At 71.5% G+C, this 15,839-nt stretch carries 14 protein-coding genes, 1 tRNA gene and 1 pseudogene; 9 read left to right on the forward strand and 7 right to left on the reverse strand.

Annotation, left to right across the window (positions count from 1 at the left end; translation table 11 throughout):
• The first annotated feature begins 145 nt into the window (after window positions 1-145).
• Together FRCN3DRAFT_RS0204590 and FRCN3DRAFT_RS0204595 are read left to right on the forward strand one after the other, a co-directional pair.
• Window positions 146-826 (forward strand): TIGR03085 family metal-binding protein, encoded by a 681-nt coding sequence (locus FRCN3DRAFT_RS0204590; protein WP_007519185.1) that lies wholly within the window; start codon window positions 146-148, stop codon window positions 824-826.
• 55 nt (window positions 827-881) lie between these two features.
• Complete coding sequence (locus FRCN3DRAFT_RS0204595) at window positions 882-1,367, forward strand: NUDIX hydrolase (protein WP_007519187.1); 486 nt, start codon at window positions 882-884, stop codon at window positions 1,365-1,367.
• On the opposite strand, the gene FRCN3DRAFT_RS42640 is transcribed toward FRCN3DRAFT_RS0204595, so the two are convergent.
• The gene (locus FRCN3DRAFT_RS42640) at window positions 1,289-2,224 is read right to left on the reverse strand and encodes a hemerythrin domain-containing protein (RefSeq protein ID WP_007519189.1); all 936 of its coding nucleotides are present in this window, start codon (window positions 2,222-2,224) and stop codon (window positions 1,289-1,291) included. The two genes, FRCN3DRAFT_RS0204595 and FRCN3DRAFT_RS42640, sit on opposite strands and share 79 nt — an antisense overlap.
• Before the next feature lie 308 nt (window positions 2,225-2,532).
• Between FRCN3DRAFT_RS42640 and FRCN3DRAFT_RS54800 the strand changes: the two genes are divergently transcribed.
• From FRCN3DRAFT_RS54800 to FRCN3DRAFT_RS0204615, 3 genes are all read left to right on the forward strand, one after another.
• A complete protein-coding gene (locus tag FRCN3DRAFT_RS54800) occupies window positions 2,533-3,138 on the forward strand; it encodes a hypothetical protein (RefSeq protein WP_063630135.1) in 606 nt (201 codons plus the stop codon).
• A gap of 189 nt (window positions 3,139-3,327) precedes the next feature.
• On the forward strand, window positions 3,328-4,374 hold the full coding sequence (locus tag FRCN3DRAFT_RS57355; RefSeq protein WP_342435272.1) for a hypothetical protein: 1,047 nt from the start codon (window positions 3,328-3,330) through the stop codon (window positions 4,372-4,374).
• 670 nt (window positions 4,375-5,044) lie between these two features.
• Complete coding sequence (locus FRCN3DRAFT_RS0204615; RefSeq protein ID WP_007519195.1) at window positions 5,045-6,121, forward strand: C40 family peptidase; 1,077 nt, start codon at window positions 5,045-5,047, stop codon at window positions 6,119-6,121.
• 738 nt (window positions 6,122-6,859) lie between these two features.
• Here FRCN3DRAFT_RS0204615 and FRCN3DRAFT_RS0204620 read toward each other — a convergent pair.
• From FRCN3DRAFT_RS0204620 to FRCN3DRAFT_RS0204630, 3 genes are all read right to left on the reverse strand, one after another.
• Entirely contained in the window at window positions 6,860-7,498 is a 639-nt protein-coding gene (locus FRCN3DRAFT_RS0204620) for a PHB depolymerase family esterase (RefSeq protein WP_007519197.1), read from the reverse strand.
• Window positions 7,499-7,674: 176 nt separating this feature from the next.
• A complete protein-coding gene (locus FRCN3DRAFT_RS0204625; protein WP_027140256.1) occupies window positions 7,675-8,400 on the reverse strand; it encodes a type 1 glutamine amidotransferase in 726 nt (241 codons plus the stop codon).
• Window positions 8,401-8,771: 371 nt separating this feature from the next.
• Window positions 8,772-10,076, reverse strand: a complete 1,305-nt coding sequence (locus tag FRCN3DRAFT_RS0204630; protein WP_027140257.1) for a Mur ligase family protein — start codon at window positions 10,074-10,076, stop codon at window positions 8,772-8,774.
• A gap of 381 nt (window positions 10,077-10,457) precedes the next feature.
• Between FRCN3DRAFT_RS0204630 and FRCN3DRAFT_RS0204635 the strand changes: the two genes are divergently transcribed.
• The 3 genes from FRCN3DRAFT_RS0204635 (at window position 10,458) to FRCN3DRAFT_RS0204645 (ending at window position 11,612) form a co-directional block, all read left to right on the forward strand.
• Window positions 10,458-10,946 carry a tRNA adenosine deaminase-associated protein gene (locus FRCN3DRAFT_RS0204635; RefSeq protein WP_007519203.1) on the forward strand — a complete coding sequence of 163 codons (489 nt, stop codon included), beginning with the start codon at window positions 10,458-10,460 and terminating at the stop codon, window positions 10,944-10,946.
• Window positions 10,943-11,443, forward strand: coding sequence for a tRNA adenosine(34) deaminase TadA (tadA, locus tag FRCN3DRAFT_RS0204640; protein WP_027140258.1), 501 nt, complete (start codon window positions 10,943-10,945; stop codon window positions 11,441-11,443). The genes FRCN3DRAFT_RS0204635 and tadA overlap by 4 nt, the downstream gene beginning before the upstream one ends.
• Before the next feature lie 82 nt (window positions 11,444-11,525).
• Window positions 11,526-11,612, forward strand: a tRNA-Ser gene (locus FRCN3DRAFT_RS0204645).
• Between the two features lie 256 nt (window positions 11,613-11,868).
• Here FRCN3DRAFT_RS0204645 and FRCN3DRAFT_RS54805 read toward each other — a convergent pair.
• Window positions 11,869-12,213, reverse strand: coding sequence for a hypothetical protein (locus FRCN3DRAFT_RS54805; RefSeq protein ID WP_007519206.1), 345 nt, complete (start codon window positions 12,211-12,213; stop codon window positions 11,869-11,871).
• A 123-nt stretch (window positions 12,214-12,336) separates the two neighbouring features.
• On the opposite strand from FRCN3DRAFT_RS54805, the gene FRCN3DRAFT_RS0204650 reads away from it, so the two are divergent.
• Window positions 12,337-12,978 carry an NAD(P)-dependent oxidoreductase gene (locus FRCN3DRAFT_RS0204650; RefSeq protein WP_007519207.1) on the forward strand — a complete coding sequence of 214 codons (642 nt, stop codon included), beginning with the start codon at window positions 12,337-12,339 and terminating at the stop codon, window positions 12,976-12,978.
• Window positions 12,979-13,287: 309 nt separating this feature from the next.
• Here FRCN3DRAFT_RS0204650 and FRCN3DRAFT_RS0204655 read toward each other — a convergent pair whose 3' ends face one another.
• Together FRCN3DRAFT_RS0204655 and FRCN3DRAFT_RS54810 are read right to left on the reverse strand one after the other, a co-directional pair.
• Entirely contained in the window at window positions 13,288-14,673 is a 1,386-nt protein-coding gene (locus FRCN3DRAFT_RS0204655; protein ID WP_007519209.1) for a pyridoxal phosphate-dependent decarboxylase family protein, read from the reverse strand.
• A 766-nt stretch (window positions 14,674-15,439) separates the two neighbouring features.
• Window positions 15,440-15,839 (reverse strand): annotated as a pseudogene (locus FRCN3DRAFT_RS54810) (DNA polymerase III subunit gamma and tau); the annotation flags it as partial.

Raw genomic sequence — 15,839 nt, forward strand, 5'->3', positions numbered from 1 at the left:
TAGGTGGGCCGGGGCGCTGAATGGAGCGCCCCGGCCCACCGGCCCACCGGCCCACCGGCCGTCTGGGCGGGGCGCGCGGCGCCACCGGCGTGGGACAGTCTGCCGGTGGCATCGTTAGCCGGCGGCGGGGAAGGCGGGTAGGCGCATGGGACGGGCGCGGGACGAGCGGGCGCTGCTCGCCGACGTGATCGAGGCCGCCGGGCCGGAGCACCCGACCCTGTGCGAGGGCTGGGACAGCTATGACCTGCTCGCCCACGTGGTGACCAGGGAGCGGGTACCCAAGGCGGGCCCCGGCCTGGTCATCTCGCGGCTCCACGGAATGACCGAGCGCGCGGAGAAGGCGACGAGGGCGGCGCACTCGTTCTCCGAGCTGCTCGCGATCTTCCGGTCCGGGCCGCCGCGCTGGCAACCAACCCGGCTCGGGCCGATCGACGATGCCACGAACCTCGTCGAGTTCTTCATCCACAGCGAGGACGTGCGCCGCGCGCCGCAGCACGCTTCCGAGGGTGCCGCCGGAGTGCTGGCGCCGCGAGAGCTCACCCCGGAGCTGAGGGAGACGCTGTGGGCCTCGGCTCGCCGGATCGCCCGGGTCGCGTACCGGCGGGTGCCAGGCGGCGTCGTCCTCGAACGCACCGATGTGTCGGGGGCGCGGAGCCCGGCGGCGTCGCGGGTCGTCGCCCGCAAGGGCGAGCCGGCGGTGGTGCTGTCGGGCCCGGCCGCCGAGCTGCTGCTGTATGGCTATGGCCGGCGCACGGGCGCCCAGGTCAAGATCAGTGGCGACGCGGACCTCGTGGCGGCGCTCACCACGGCACGGCTGGGGCTGTGACCGCGGTCGCGGTGGAAAAGGCCAGGCAAGCCGGCCAGACAGGCAGACTGGGCATGTGCTGGAACCAATTCCGCGGGTCGCCGCCCGGGTCGTGCTGGTCGACCCGTCCGACGCGTTTCTCCTGATCCAGTCGCACGACCCGACCCTCGAGGACTCGCCGGTCTGGTGGCACGTGCCCGGTGGCGGCCTCGACCTGGGGGAGAGCGCGGAGCAGTGCGCCATCCGGGAGATAGCGGAGGAGGTCGGCATCCGCCTGGCGGAGGTCGGGCCGACGGTCGGGACCAGAACCACGCGCTTCACGTTCGCAGGCAAGCCGTACATCCAGCAGGAGTCGTTCTTCGTCGTACGGATCCCCGCGCGGGTCGACGTCGACCCGGCCTCGTGGACCGACCTGGAGAAGCGTTCCACGCTCGGCTGGGCCTGGTGGACGGTCCACGAGGTGACCGCGAGCGCGGAGACGATCTATCCGCGTGGCCTGGCCGCCGTGGTCACCGGCTGGCTCACGTCGGGCCCGGGCGCCGAGCCCGTCGTCGTGGCCTGAGGCGGGCGGCCGAGCAGCCAGGTGCCCCACGGGCCGACCTCACCCGGCTCACGGACCTTCGCCCAGGGGATCACCCGTCCGTCCATCGTGTCGAGCAGGTAGTCGAACCTGGCCATCATCCGGTAGCGCGGCCGGCCGCCGAGCGGACCGCGGAAACGCAGCAGGTGCGGGTGCGGCCGGCTCGGCGCCCGCGGCAGTGTCCGCTCGTACTCGGCCGCTATCAGCCGCCGCTGCTCCGGCGTGCTCGCCTGGTCGAACTCCCGTAGCAGCTCTTCCTCCGCACGGCTGTGGTCCGAGATCGCCGCCGCCAGCTCGCGCCGCAGTTCGGTGACCTCGGCACCGGGTGGGTTCGTGTCGCCCTGCGCGTACTGCTGAATCCCCCGCATGATCATCATCATCTCCCGCGCGCCGGCGAGCAGCCGCGTGATGCGCTCCTCGGCACCCGGCAGCAACCGGGACACCTCCGGGTAGACGACGTAACCCATCGTGGCGAGGTGTGCGCACATCGCGGCGACGGCGGCGTCACCAGCGCGATGGATCTGGCGAGGGTCGGCCCCGGGCGCCGACTCGCCCGCCCAGGCCGCGAGCCGGACGGCGTCGCGGTGCACCGGGCCGACCAGCCGGGCGAGGCCGTCGTCCGTCAGCTCACCGCCGGCCCGCTTCGCTGGACCCGTGTCCGCCGTACCAGCGTCCGTGCCGTCGGTGAAGGCCCGCGGCTCGCCAGGCGTGGGGCCGTGCTCGGCGGGTGTCCCGTCCGCTCGCCGCGACCTCGGCCCCGCCTTCGGCCGGGGCACGGACCGGCCCAGCGCACGCAGCCGCGACAGGACCGAGGAACCGTGACGTCCAAGAGCGAGCATCTGCCACCTCCTACCGCGCCCTGGCTCGCCGCCTTGCCGGGGAGCCGGTTCTCCGCTCGCTCCCGCCCGCGCGGCCGACTGGGCGCACCGGCTCGACACCCGGGACTCCTGCCCCAAAACGGCGGCGCTATGGCAGTCAGCCAGTAGATCTACGACCGATCGCGTGGCGTGGCTGTTCGCGCGAGGCTTGCGTGCACCGAGGCAAGCAGTGGCACCCAGTGTCGCAATGAGTGGCTCTAATGCACATCTGCCGTCAAGGTTGGGCATCCGCCTTCTACCCTGCGATACCTTTCCGCTACCCTGCCGATATGGCTGGCACCGCTGCCCCGGAGCTCCCAGGCTTCCGCGGGGAGGTCCATGAGGAAGTCGCGGATCGGTGGCACCGATCCGCGGGGTTCGCGCCGCTCGACGACGCGATCGTCGTGACTCCCGGCACCGACCGCGCGAACACCGCATACGCCGCGGCTGCCGCGGACGCGGACCTGGCCGCGGGAACGACGTTCGTCGACGCCGGTGCGGACGACGCGGCCGGCGCCCGGGGTCAGCTGGGCCAGCTGCGGCATCGGTTCCTGCGTGGACAGCTGCCGCCGCTCGGCTACCTCATCGTTCGACACCGCCTGGTCGTGCCGGGTGGCTCCGAGGCACCCTGGGTGCTGGTCACCTCCTGGCCCCTTCCGACCTGGCTACGGGGACGGTGCCTCAACGACGCCTCCCACCCGGCGCTCGCGCACATCCGGATGGGACGGACGGTTACCGTCGGTGTGCACGACGTGATCGACTGGGCCGTGGTGGACGCCAACAGCGAGATCGCCGAAGGCGGCTGGAGCCGGAGCCTGCGCCATGCGGCGGACCTACCCGACCTGCCCGGTCATCCGGATCCGCGAATCTCCACCTTCGCCGCGTTCCGGGGCTAAAGGCCCGCGAACCCTTGGCTTGTCTCTGCGACAGCTGAGGGCGAGCACAGACAGCGAATAGCCCCGGAGTAGCCCTGACCGTGCTTAAGCGGACAAAACTCTACAGCTCCGGGCTTCATAACGGTCACTGCCGGCGTATATGGGCCCCTCACCGAGAGGGCTCGGCTACCGTTACCTACCGTGTCGGATGTGAGCGGCGGGCGCAGCCTTACCGGCTCGCCCAACCCGACCGGGCCGCAGAGCCTCACCGGCGCCGGCGGTCAGTGGCCCGAGTCGAACGGTGTGTACGTGCACGCCACCGTGCCCGAGCTGGCGCTGCCCGGCATGCCCGCGCCCAGCGATCTCCCAGCCGCCGACCACCGCGACCACGGCGAGGCCGTTCCCGTCGATCGCAAGGTCCTCGACGAGGCGGGCACGCCGGCCGCGGACCTGGCCGGGCCATGGGAGCCGTCCCCGGCGGCCCACGCCGAATCCGAGGACACGCTCTGGCCCGGCTGGCCGGTCCGATCCGAGGCCGTCGCCGAGCCCGCCCCCCCGCCCGGGCCCGAGTGGGTGGCCGGGCCCGAGGAGCTGGCCACGGCGGAGGCCCCCCATGCCACCGAGGGCGCGCTGGGTTCCTACTGGACCGGCGAGCCCGATCCGGGAGATCCGGACGACGTCCCCTGGTCCGTCTCCGCCTATGAGGAACAGACGTACGAGGGCTACACCTACGCCCAGGAGGAGCAGCCAGGCCCACCCGGCGCGGTCGGGCCGGAGCCTCTCCTGGAGGCCGAGTTCTCGCCCGTCCCGCTGCCCGCCGCCGGTCCAGACGATTCCATGGAGCTGGACGACTCCCTGGAGCCCGTGCCGCCGGACGGCCACTGGGAAGGCCGAGGGATCGCGGCGATCGCTCGCGGCGACCTCATCGCGGAGCTCGCCGGCCGGCTCGAGCAGCTCGACCAGCTGCTCAACCGCCTGGAGGAGGCCAAGCGCCAGGCCGCCGACGCGAGCGAGCACCTGCTGCTCACCCGTCGGTGGCAGGAGGAGACGGTGCGCACCATTCAGGAGGAGCGCGCCCGGATGCGGCAACGCCAGCACGCGCTCGACGAACTCGCCGAACGGGCCCGTGCCGCGGTCGAGGCCATGCAGGCCACCTACCGAACCCTCCCCCGAGAGGTCATCGAGCTGGCGATCGAGCTTCAGGTGCTCGACCGCGCCGGCTTCATCACCAGGCGCGCTCGCCGGCCGCGGACTTAACGACCGTCGGTGGCAGAATCAGCGCGCTGGCGCAGGATGACAGGCCTTGCATTGATCCATCTAGGACTTTAGTCCTAATGGTTAGGACATAGTGCCTAGATGGGGCTCGCCAAACCCGTGCGCCCGCCGAGCCCACGGATAGGCCCACTCGTCATAGGGCCCCCGGTGTCATGACACCCCCTGACTAGATACCCCTCGTGCGCCGACCGTAGTCTCTTGATCCCAAAGCCGAATCTGCACGTAGTGTTCTAACTACGTGGGGTACCTGTCAGATCGGCCCGAGCTTGGCCCGTCGCGGCAGTTCCGGCTGATCGGTCGCTCTCCGCAACATCGGTCACTACGTCAGCCTCCTGGCCTCGGAACCGACGGCTTGCACAACCCCGGGCGTATCGGGGGTACCCACGCTTATCGTCACCATCCAAGTGGACTAGTCTTGTTCACGACGTCAGGCTCAACACCGGACCGAACGCCGAATCCTGCCCGCGGTCCCGGTGTCCCCTCCGAGTCGTCACCTCGGGCAGGAGCGGGGGACCCACCTCCGCAACACCGGCCAGCGCCCCCCAGGCGCCGGCCTTGGGGTGAAGCCCATCGCGTGCCCCTCGCGCGAGGGCCGGGCAGCCCAGCCCGAACCCGACAGCTCACCTCGCAGGCGTACGGGAAGGACCAGAACTTGTCCGCGCCCTCCGTACAGTGGGATACCGACACCCTGCCTGAAACCAGCAGGGGTCGTCATCGCGGTCTGACCGCGGTGGCAAAGGTCCGAGGTCGTACCGCGGTCGCCGCGGCTACCACCGGCGCGATCGCGGTGTCCGGCATTGCTCTCGCCGGCTGCGCCCCAGCAGCCGACAACTCGACGGACGCGTTCGGAGACGACGGTTCCGTCACCACCGGCCTCAGCCTGGCCAGCGCCTTCGGCGGCTCCGGATCGGCGGGCAGCGGCACCATCGTCCGCCCGGTAAGCCTCGCGTCCACCATCGGTGCCGACAGCGACACACCGGACACGGCGTCCGACCTGGCCGCGCCGACGCTGACCGCGAAGGCCGACGTCGACCTGTTCATCACGAACCCCGACGTCACCGTCTACGCGGACCAGCCGGTCGAAATCGGCTTCAAGCTGACCAACAAGGACACCAGCGAGCCGCTGGCCAATCAGCTGGTCAAGGTCCAGGTCAAGCTGCCGACCGGCTTCGCGACCTTCCTGCACCTGCAGACGAACAACGACGGGTACACCTCGTACACCGCGCGCGTGCTGACCACGACGCAGATCACCGCGGTGTTCGACGGAACCGACGCGCTGCAGTCCGCAGTCTCCGACAACGTCGGCACGCTGAGTGTCGCCGAGCGGCCAGCGCCCTCGGCGAGCCGAGGCGTCACGGTCAACGCCCCGTCAAACGGCGACGTGGGCGAGAAGGCCGTCTACCTCGCGTCGCTGCAGGCCGGCAAGCCCTACGTCTACGGCGCCAACGGGCCGGACTCGTTCGACTGCTCCAGCCTGGTGCAGTACGTGTACCGCCAGCTCGGCCGCAGCCTGCCGAGGACGGCGGAGGGCCAGTACGAGGCCACGCTCCATGTCGACCCGGCACACAAGGAAGTCGGCGACCTGATCTTCTTCGGCACGCCGGGCGACATCTACCACGTCGGCATCTACGCCGGCGACGGGCAGATGTGGGCGGCGCCGCACTCGGGCTCGGTCGTGCAGCTTCAGACGATCTGGAGCACGAGCTACCACGTCGGCCGCGTCCTGTAGCAATGCGCGGCGGGCGAGTAGGGCTCACTCCTTAGCGCTACGACATTCGGCCAGGTTCAGTCGCCCCGTTCGCGGGGCTGTTCCGCGAACCCACCCCCCTCCGGGTTCGCGGGCGTGTCTGACCACCCGGCCAGCTTCACCGTCTACGAAGCCGGTGGACCGTCGCGCCTGGAGTTGCCTTCTCAGGCCTCCATGCCTGTTGACGCCTGACCAGGCGACAGCATGGTGGTTTCACCCGCCGGCCCTGCTCTGTGGCGGTGAGGTATCGCCGGCGCGGCCCTCGTCCCCTGGCCGCGCCACCCAAAGACGTCCGCCGGTGGCGACGAGGGCTTCCCCCTCCCGCCCTCAGACTCCACCAGCGGACCTACCGCCGTCCGAACCCCCTCGGCGGCGGCGGCCCGGCCGGCCACCCCCACGGCCCCGGGCCGAGCAACCGCGGCGCCGCCCCACCGGATCTCCCCCCCATCCGGTGGGGCGGTGCCCGCGATCCACGAGACATCAACGCCGGCCTCCGCCGGCCGGGTTCGCCCCAGCCCGCGAGCCCGCCCCTGGACAGCCCGGCGCTTGATCCGACCGGGCACCCAGCCCCGCCCGCCCCGTCGGATCCCCCCCGCCCGACGGGGCGGGCGGCTGGCCGCTGCCGTCTCCGCTCAGCACCAGACCGAGCCGGGGCAGGTCGGGGTGAGCCGAGGTGAGGCGGGGAGGGGCGGGGCTGATCGCTAACGGGACTCGTTCGCGCTAACGGGACTTGTTCGACGAGAAGCTCCACAGATTGCCGGAGAGGTCGTCGTCCCACGAGGCTTGCCGCTCGCGGTCGATCGGCACCTGGTCCTGACAGTTCGGGCCGGGATCGGGGTCGAACTGGCCCACGACACCTACCGCCGCGAACCTGGCGGGGTCCGCGCAGGCGAGGGCCAGCGCGAGCCGGGCGCCCTCGCCGAGGCCCCAGATGTAGATCCGCTTCGGATCGATCGCCGTCCAGTCCTCGGACATGTACGTGATGATGTCCATCAGGTACCGGGCGTCGGAGCCGCTCGCGTCCACCTGCCACTCGCCGGCGACCGGCTCCGGGTAGACGAGCGCGAAGTTCTTCCGGTCAGCCAGTTTCGACGCGCCACTATCCGTTTCGAACACCTTCGTCTTGGTGTTGTTGTCCGGCAACACGAGCACGAGTGGAACTGCCTTCTTGGAGTTTCGCTTGGCATGGACGAGCAGTACACGGCCTTTGGACTCATACCGGGTCGGCATGTCCTTCTCCGTGGTCTTCGCCGAGCCGCTGCCGTGCGCGAAGAGATAGAGTGCAAAGATCGCAACGACAGCGATGACGACTGCCTTGCGGTGCTTGCCCCACCAGGCGGGGAGCGGATTCGCGGCCACGTCACCAACCGAACCACACCTGACACCACGATGGCGCCCGTTTCGGCCAGGCACCTCGCCTTGGAGGTGCCTTGATGGGCATGTCTCCGAACGGGCGGACCCGCGGCCGCGACTTCCTTGCCTTCCTTACGCTGGTGACCCCGGTACCCCGGCGCCCCTTACTTCGAGGCGGCCACTCAGGCGACCTGCAGCGCCCGCAGGCGGGCGGCCCGCAACGCCTCGACCTCCGGTGGGCCGGGGAGGCTCGGCAGCGGGCCGTGTACCCAGGTCAGTATCAGGTCGGCCAGCGCGGGATTCTGCGCCAGGACCGGGCCGTGCAGGTACGTGCCGATCACCCGGCCGTCGATCCTGCCATCCGTGCCTTCGGGGACACCGTTGCCGAGGCCGAGCAGCACCCGTCCGAAGGCGAACCCGCCGGCACCCGGCAGCGCCCTCGTTCGGCCGCCGTGATTCTCGTAACCAAGCACGGTCGGCAGACCGAGCGACGGGTCGGGTTCGACGGCGATGTCGCCCACGACGCGCGGTGGCAGCGGTGCGTCCGGAGGCTCGAACGAGCGCCGGGTCTCGACGCCGATCAGCCCCATCCCGTCATGGATCCGACCGCCGGCCGGGAAGCTCTCGCCGACGACCTGGTAGCCCGCGCAGACGGCCAGCACCACCGCGCCGCCGGCGACGGCCCGCCCGATCGCGTTGTTGCGCCGCAGGCCCTCGGCCGCGAGTGTCTGTGGCTCATCCTCGCCGCCGCCCAGCAGGTAGATGTCGCACTCGGCCGGCACCGGCTCGCCGGCCGGCACACTGACGACCTCGGCGGACAGGCCGCGCCAGCGCAGCCGCTGAGTGAGCACGATCGCGTTGCCACCGTCACCGTAGGTGCCGAGCAGCTCGGGATAGATGAGCGCGATCCGCGTGGTCGACTCCCGCGTCGCCGCCGCCTGGACCGGTTCGAGCCGCCGTTCCCGGTCCGTCGACCGGCGTTCGAACGGGTCCGGCAGCCGCGCGGGCAGCAGGCTGCCCTCGTCCGGCCGCGGCGGCTGGAAGAGCCGCCGTTCCGGGACTTGCGGCGGGACGTACCGCTGCGGCGGGTACTGGAGGGGCTGGGACTCGTCCGGGTAGGCCGGGCGCTCGTCCTGGTAGGCCGGGCGCTCCCCCGGCCGTCCGGGGTACTGCTCGTTCGACGGGTAGGCCCCCGGCGGCGGGTAGAGCGGCTGGGTGACGTCCGGCGCCCCGGAGTCGCGTGAGTCGCGCGGGCGGCGTGGCTCCGGCTCGAACAGGCTCACCAGGCACCTCCGCGCGCGGGCGCGGCCGGCGTCGCCCGCGGCCGGCGCGGCGCGGGCGTGGTCCGGACCAGCAGGTCCCGGAACGCGGTGTAGTTCGCGACGACGTCCAGCACCGGCTCCGTGGCGGCGTCGGCCGCGGCCTCGGCGTTCGGATGCACCGAGTGCGGGACGCCGGCGTAGGCCAGCCGCACGCTCATGTCCTCCTTGCGCTCCCCGGTGACGAGCACCGGCCGGCCGGCGAGCCGCTCGAACGGCACATCCCAGATCCACGACGGGTCGCGGCCGTCCGCCGTCTGCGAGTTGAAGTCGACGATCAGGCTGCGCGGGGGCATCGAGTTGATCAGTTCCATCATCTCGACCCAGCCCGCGGGATTCTTGGCCAGCAGCATGCGGGCACGCCGTGCCGACGACCCGAGCGCCACCTCCTGGTAGCGGCCCTGCACGTCGCCGAGATCGGTCATCGCGGCCAGCGCGTCCTCCACCTGGACGCCGAACTGCCGGGCCGCGGCCGCCGCCATGGCCGCGTTGCCGAGGTTGACCCGCCCCGGCAGGCCGATCGACGCCTTGATCGTGTGACCGAACCACATGATCTCGTCGAGGCCCGTCACCGCGACGAGCGGCTCGGGCCTGGCCAGCCCGCACTCCGACCACCAACCGGTCTCGTTGCGGTGCAGCAGCCTGGCGCACTCCGGGCAGACCATCGCGTCGGCGGTCCAGTTCTGCCCCACGGACACCCAGACCTGCTTCGCCCACGACATCGCGGCCCAGGTCACCAGCGGGTCGTCGACGTTCGCCACCACCGTGCAGTCCTCGAGCTCGGCGCCGAGCTCGCGCCAGATGGCCGCGATGCGCCGGGTCTCGTTCGAGCGGTCCAGCTGGTCGCGGCTGATGTTGAGCAGCAGCACCACCCGCGGCCGCACCTCTCGGGCGACCTTCGGCAGCCAGATCTCGTCGACCTCGAGCGCGGCGGCGGCGTCATAGGGCGGCCGGGACAGCGCGGCCAGCACACCGGGTGCCATGTTCGCGCCGCCGCTGTTCGACTTGACCGGGCCGAGGGTGCCAAGCGCCCTGGCCAGCAGCCGGGTGGTGGTCGTCTTGCCGTTCGTCGCGGACACGCAGGCGATCGGACGGCCCCTGCCGACCTCGGCGAGCGCGCGCGGCGAGACCTGGAGGGCGAGCTTGCCGCCGATCATCTCGCCGGAACCCTTACCGAGCCGGCGAGACGTCTGAGACGCCAGCCGCTCTACGGCAAGCGCCGCCCTGGTCCTTGCGGAGAGGCGGCGCGGCAACGGAGTCATCATCGCGATTCTTACAGTGTGGCGGGACATTGGGGCGGGGACACCTGGCATCCCCGTCTGTCAGAGGTCGGTGAGGGGGTCGAGCTGGCAGCACCCGGCAACCTGGTCACCAGTCTGCCTACATGATGGGGGCGGCCCCGGCCCGGGTCGAACCGGGGGCCTCGCGGGCGCCGTCCGCTCGCGGAATAGCCTCGCCAACAGCGCCCTTGACCACGGCTCTGGAGCGGCCACCGGCCACCGGCCATGCCGCTGGCACGGGAAAGGTGATCCTGTGCACCGGACGACCCGCACGGGGCGACAATCTCGGATCAAGGCGCATGGATCCCGGTGCCAAGCACTGACTTGACGATGTACGGACTGGCTTGACGATGTGAGGACACCACGGTGAGCACCAAGGCCGTCGCGATCGCCCGCGACGACGACCGGTGGCGGGCATACGATCTCGACCCCACCGAGCTCGAAGACCTCGACGCGCTGACCGACGCGATGCGTGATCTCGGCGACACCCTCGTCGTCGCCTTCATCGAGGAGGACGACGAGTACCTGGCGGTCATCCGCATCGACGGGGATTCGACCGACCCGCGGGTCTTCCTCTCCGACCGACGGGTACTGACGGCCTCCGGCCTGGCCGAGGCCCTACTGGCCGACGCGCTGCCGGTGCCCGCACCACGCGAGGACGAGGACGACGAGGACGAGGCCGTGCTGCGGCACGCCCACCCGATCGGCGACCTGGACCTGCTGGAGGACCTCGGGACGCCGGCGGACGCACTGGTCGCCCTGATCGCCGAGGAGGGCATGCTGCCTGCGGACGTCGCCGCGGCGATCAGCGAACGGGCCGGCGCGGGCGAGATCTTCGACGAGGTGCGCGGCTGACCGCCGCCTCCGGCCCGACCTCGGCCGAGCGCGACCTCGCCTCCATGCGGCTCGCGCTCGCCGAGGCGGCCCGCGCCCCCGGCGGCGGCGACGTGCCGGTCGGCGCCGTCGTGATCGGCGCGGACGGGAACGTGCTCGGCCGCGGCCACAACGTCCGCGAAGCCACCGGCGACCCCACCGGGCACGCGGAGGTCGTCGCGCTGCGCGCCGCCGCCGCGGTCGTCGGCGAGTGGCGCCTCACCGGAGCCACGCTGGTCGTGACACTCGAGCCCTGCACCATGTGCGCGGGCGCGCTGGTCCTTGCCCGCGTCGCCCGGCTCGTCTATGGCGCCACCGACGACAAGGCCGGCGCCGTCGGCTCCCTGTGGGACGTCGTCCGCGACCGGCGACTCAACCACCGCCCCGAGGTGATCGGCGGCGTCGCCGCCGACGAGTGCTCCGCCCTCCTCGCCACCTTCTTCGCCACCCGCCGTGCCGACCGCCAGCCCCGCGGCTGACCAGCGCCCCGGGCATCGAAACCGCAAGATCTCCGGTGGCCCTCTGCCCCACCTGTTCACATCGTCTAGTAAGCTCACCTGCGGTGGAGTCGCCTAGTGGCCGAGGGCGCACGCCTCGAAAGCGTGTGAGGGGGCAACCCCTCCGTGGGTTCAAATCCCACCTCCACCGCCGTCGGCCGCCCTGTTCGTCGGCTCTTTGAGCCGACTTCCCGTGCGTCGCAATGTCTGCTCCGGGGGGCGACCCCCGGACCCCCGATGTAGGGGCTTCGCCCCTACGACCCCCTTGGCTCGTCGCCTGGCGGCGACGTCGGGCCGGGGCAGCTCCTGTGGTTCTTTGCGCTGGGCGCATTCGTTGCATTTCCCTTTTCGCCCTTCGGGCGTTGCCGGCCATGCGTGCGGTTCTCGGTTGGGTTTTCTGTGGCCTTTCAACCTTTCGAGCGAAAGTCGCTTTCGATCCCGGCCGTGACCCCTTCATGGCGGTGGCCGGAGCGCAGGTGCCGGGCGGCGCCGATATCAGGTGGCGGTGGTTCGGGGCGCATGAGCGGCAGCGCGGCGCGGCTGTAATTAGGCCCGGGTACATCGGCGGAGGCGGGCTGGGCGTCCCGTTTCAGCGGCTTGGTGGCGGTCGGCTTTGGGAGTGTGCGGGGTGACGAGCCGCCGACGTGGAAAATGGGGTGGGGGCCGGTCGGGCGGGTATACCCATCGGTCGGGTTGCGGGGATGGCGGGGCGTGCAATAGTCGTGGCGAACGGAAAAATAATGCGCGGCCATGACTCCACGGAAGGCCACCACGCAACGAGAAAATGATTTCCAAACGGTCGGCGACCAGGCGTGGGAGAAGGACTTTCGGCGGCGTCGGCGCGCACAACCGATCCCAGCCAGGAGGTACCGGGAATGGCAAGGGTTGTGGTGTTCGGAGCGAGCGGCAAGATCGGGCAGTCGGTCGTGAACGAGGCGGCCCGGCGCGGCCACCAGGTCACCGCGGTGGCGCGTGACGAGGCGAAGCTCGCCAAGCTGCCCAGAAAGGCCCAGTCCGCTGCCGGTGACGCCACTTCGCGTGACTCGGTGTACAGCCTCGCGGACGGCGCCGACGCCGTCGTCGTCGCGATCGGTGGAAACGACAAGAAGGTCTGGGCGAACGCCGCCCGTACCATGATCGACGCGCTGAGCAAGCTGGGCGACAGCGCGCCGCGTCTCATCCACGTCGGCCACGGGGGCACCCTCGAGGACGGGCAGGGCGCCCGCGTCCTCGACGACCCCGAGTTCCCGAACGGCCTGCGCAAGGACGCGCAGGGCCAGGCGGAGGCGCTGGACGCGCTGCGTGCCGCCAAGGGCGTGCGCTGGACCGTCATCTGCCCGCCGCCCGTGAACCTCGCCCAGGGCAAGCGCCGGGACACCTACCGCACGGGCACCGACCAGCCGGTCCGCGATGGCCGCGGCAACATGGCGCTGTCGGCCGATGACCTCGCCGTCGCGATCTGCGACGAGATCGAGAAGGCCAAGCACATCAACCAGCGCTACACCGTCGGCTACTGACCGGCAGGCGGCGGCTGGCGGGCACGGAGTTTCGCGGAGTTTCTCCGTCGCCCGCCGGCCGCCGATCTCCGGGTGTTCCTGACTGATCCCGCACCAACCCGGCCGCTCCGTCCGTCATGACTGCCGGACCACGGCCGGGAGCAGTCCGCAAAGGTTTCGGGGTGGCGATCCGGACGCCGCCGCGGAATGGGTATGCGCACCGTCACGGCCGGCGTCAGCGTCGACGCGGGTATTCGGGCCGCGCCTGTTCTCATCGCACCGCCAGCCTCCGGGAACCGCCCGACGTCGCGCGGTTCCCGGGGGCTACTTTCATGACGGCGACGGGTCGGCGCGCATCGTGTCGAGAATCTCGGCGGTGTCCTTCGGAGTCGTCAGCGGCGAGACGATCGCGAAACGGGCGAGCGTTTCGCCCTGGTGCACCGTCGGCGTGACGAACGCGAAACCATCACGCAGCAGGCGCTCGGACCAGGCGTGATAGTCGTCCGCGGACCAGCCCAGCCGGCGAAACACCACCACCGACAGCTCGGGCTCGCCGACGAGCTCCAGGTAGGGCGCCGCCCGGATCTGTTCCGCGCAGGTCGTCGCGGTGGCGAGGGCGCGTTCGATCGCCTCGGCATAGGCACGGGTGCCGTGCACCGCGAGCGAGAACCAGAACGGCAGGCCGCGAGCCCGCCTGGTCAGCCCCACCGCGTAGTCGGTGGGGTTCCAGACGTCCGGCGCGTCGAGCACCTCCAGGTAGCCGGCCTGCTGGGTGTGGGCGGCCCTGGCGAGCGCCGGAGCGCGATAGATCAGCGCGCACGCGTCGAACGGCGCGAAGAGCCACTTGTGCGGGTCGACGATGAAGGAATCACACAGTTCCAGGCCGTCGAACCGATGTCTCGCGGACGGCGCGGCCAGAGCGGCCAGCCCGTATGCCCCATCGACATGCATCCACAGCCCGTACGCCCGGGCCACCTCGGCCAGCCCACGCAGGTCGTCGACGACGCCGAACTGAGTGGTACCGGCGGTGGCGACGACGGCGAACACGCCATCGCGCCGGTCGGATGGCAGACCGTCGAGCGCGTGCGCGAGCGCGGGGCCGGTCAGCCGCCCGTGCTCGTCGGAAGGCGCGTCGACGATGTCGACGTCCATCACCCGCGCCGCCTCGACCAGCGACGAGTGAGCCTCCCGCCCGCAGGCAAAGCTCCACCGCCGCGGTGAGATACCCGCCGCGGCGCACCGGGCGCGGGCCGCATGCCGGGCGGCGACCAGCGCGGAGAGGTTGCCGACCGTCCCACCAGGCACGAACACGCCGCCGGCCGCGGCCGGAAGGCCAGCGAGGTCGATAAGCCAACGCAGCGCCTGGTTCTCGGCGAAGACAGCACCCGCGCCTTCGAGCCAGCTACCCGCGTAGATCGACGAGGCCCCCACGACCAGGTCGAACAGGATGGCCGCCCGGGTCGGAGCGGCGGGAATGAACGAGAGGTAGCGCGGATGGTCCGTGGAGATGCAGGCGCGGGCCAACACCTCGTCGTAGAGGCGCAGCGCCTCGGCGCCACCGAGGCCGTCCGCGGTGACCGTCTCTCCCACGGCCGCGGCGAGCTCGGCCGGCGACCGTGGCGCGTCCAGCGGCGCCGGGTCGAACCGCATCCGTTCCTGCGCGTACGCGATGACGGCGCGGGCCAGATCGGCCGTCTGGTCGTCGTAGCGGTGCACAGTCCTCCCGCGCTCCGGAGCAGGCGCACCGGACGCCGCCCATGGCATGGCGCGCCATCGGCGCGACATGACACAAGCGGCACGGCACGACGACCGCGGGCGGCCGCAGCGCGGCCGCGCCGCCCGCCCGTTCCCTCAGGGCGGCCTCGGCAGCACCATCAGGACGGCGCAGGCCAACCCGAATGGCTGCTGGTATCGCGATCCGCCCGAAATCCGCCCGTGCGGGACAGGTCAGGCAGGATCGGTCAGACCTCCTGCTTGCCCTTGCGCTGACGCAGGAAGAAACCACCAGTGGCCAGAGCGACCAGCAGGACGACGATGCCAACACGCTTCATGACAACCTCCGAAATACCTGTTGAAGACTTCTGGACGCCGGTCCCTGGGACCGACGCCGCCGGATCAGGTTCCGACCGAATGTCACGGCGAAGTTTCCGCCCGGCATGGCCAGAGCATGCCACGCACCGCGCGGCAGGGAAGTACCGGCACCGCGCCGCGCCCGACTTACCCTAAAGATCCGGCGCGCCGTCAGCGGGCATCACAGCGGAGGCCCGCTTCGGTGGGCGGCCGAATCGACCGGATGTCTCCGCCATCACATCGGTCAGGCCCTCACTCGAGCCGCCCGTTGTCACCCTGTTCACCGCTTCTTGTTCGGTCGGTCCGAACGGTGGACCCATTCGACGTGCACCATGCCAATCTGTCCGTCCAACGCGAGTCCAGGTCAAGCAGGTCACCGACGGCACACGGCTGGACACAACACGCCGGCCGCTCAGTCGCCGCCGCGCTGCTCCATGACGGTCGCGCCGAGGCCGACCCTCAGCAGCTCCACGGCGGCGGCCTCGCCAGACAGGGTCGCGCCCGGATGCGTCGGGGCGTCCTCGTCGTCCAGCGACGGTTCGTCGTTCGCGCCGCCGGCCGCCTGGGTCTCGAAGGCCCCGGGCGCGCCGGGCGCCGCGGGCGTGACGTTCGTCGCGCTCGTCGCGCGGGAGGGCATGGTGGCCCCGCCTGCGACCGCGGGGCCGCCGACCGTCGTCACGGCCGCCGTGGCAGGTGCCGCCGCGAGGCCGGGGCCGGCATCCTGGCGGGCGAACGTGGGGCCTGGCGCGGTGCCGCCGAGCCCGGGCCCGAGCGGTCCGCGCTCCGCCGTGGCGATGGCGGAACCAGCGAAC

It is taken from the genome of Pseudofrankia saprophytica, from assembly GCF_000235425.2.
In the GTDB taxonomy this organism is placed as follows: domain Bacteria; phylum Actinomycetota; class Actinomycetes; order Frankiales; family Frankiaceae; genus Pseudofrankia; species Pseudofrankia saprophytica.

What these genes read in the sequence shown, in the direction of transcription:
- FRCN3DRAFT_RS0204590 (WP_007519185.1), top strand. Translation starts at nt 146, where the DNA reads ATGGGACGGGCGCGGGACGAGCGGGCGCTGCTCGCCGACGTGATCGAG.
- FRCN3DRAFT_RS42640 (WP_007519189.1), bottom strand. Translation starts at nt 2,224, where the DNA reads ATGCTCGCTCTTGGACGTCACGGTTCCTCGGTCCTGTCGCGGCTGCGT.
- FRCN3DRAFT_RS54800 (WP_063630135.1), top strand. Translation starts at nt 2,533, where the DNA reads ATGGCTGGCACCGCTGCCCCGGAGCTCCCAGGCTTCCGCGGGGAGGTC.
- FRCN3DRAFT_RS0204630 (WP_027140257.1), bottom strand. Translation starts at nt 10,076, where the DNA reads ATGATGACTCCGTTGCCGCGCCGCCTCTCCGCAAGGACCAGGGCGGCG.
- FRCN3DRAFT_RS54805 (WP_007519206.1), bottom strand. Translation starts at nt 12,213, where the DNA reads ATGGCCGCGCATTATTTTTCCGTTCGCCACGACTATTGCACGCCCCGC.
- FRCN3DRAFT_RS0204650 (WP_007519207.1), top strand. Translation starts at nt 12,337, where the DNA reads ATGGCAAGGGTTGTGGTGTTCGGAGCGAGCGGCAAGATCGGGCAGTCG.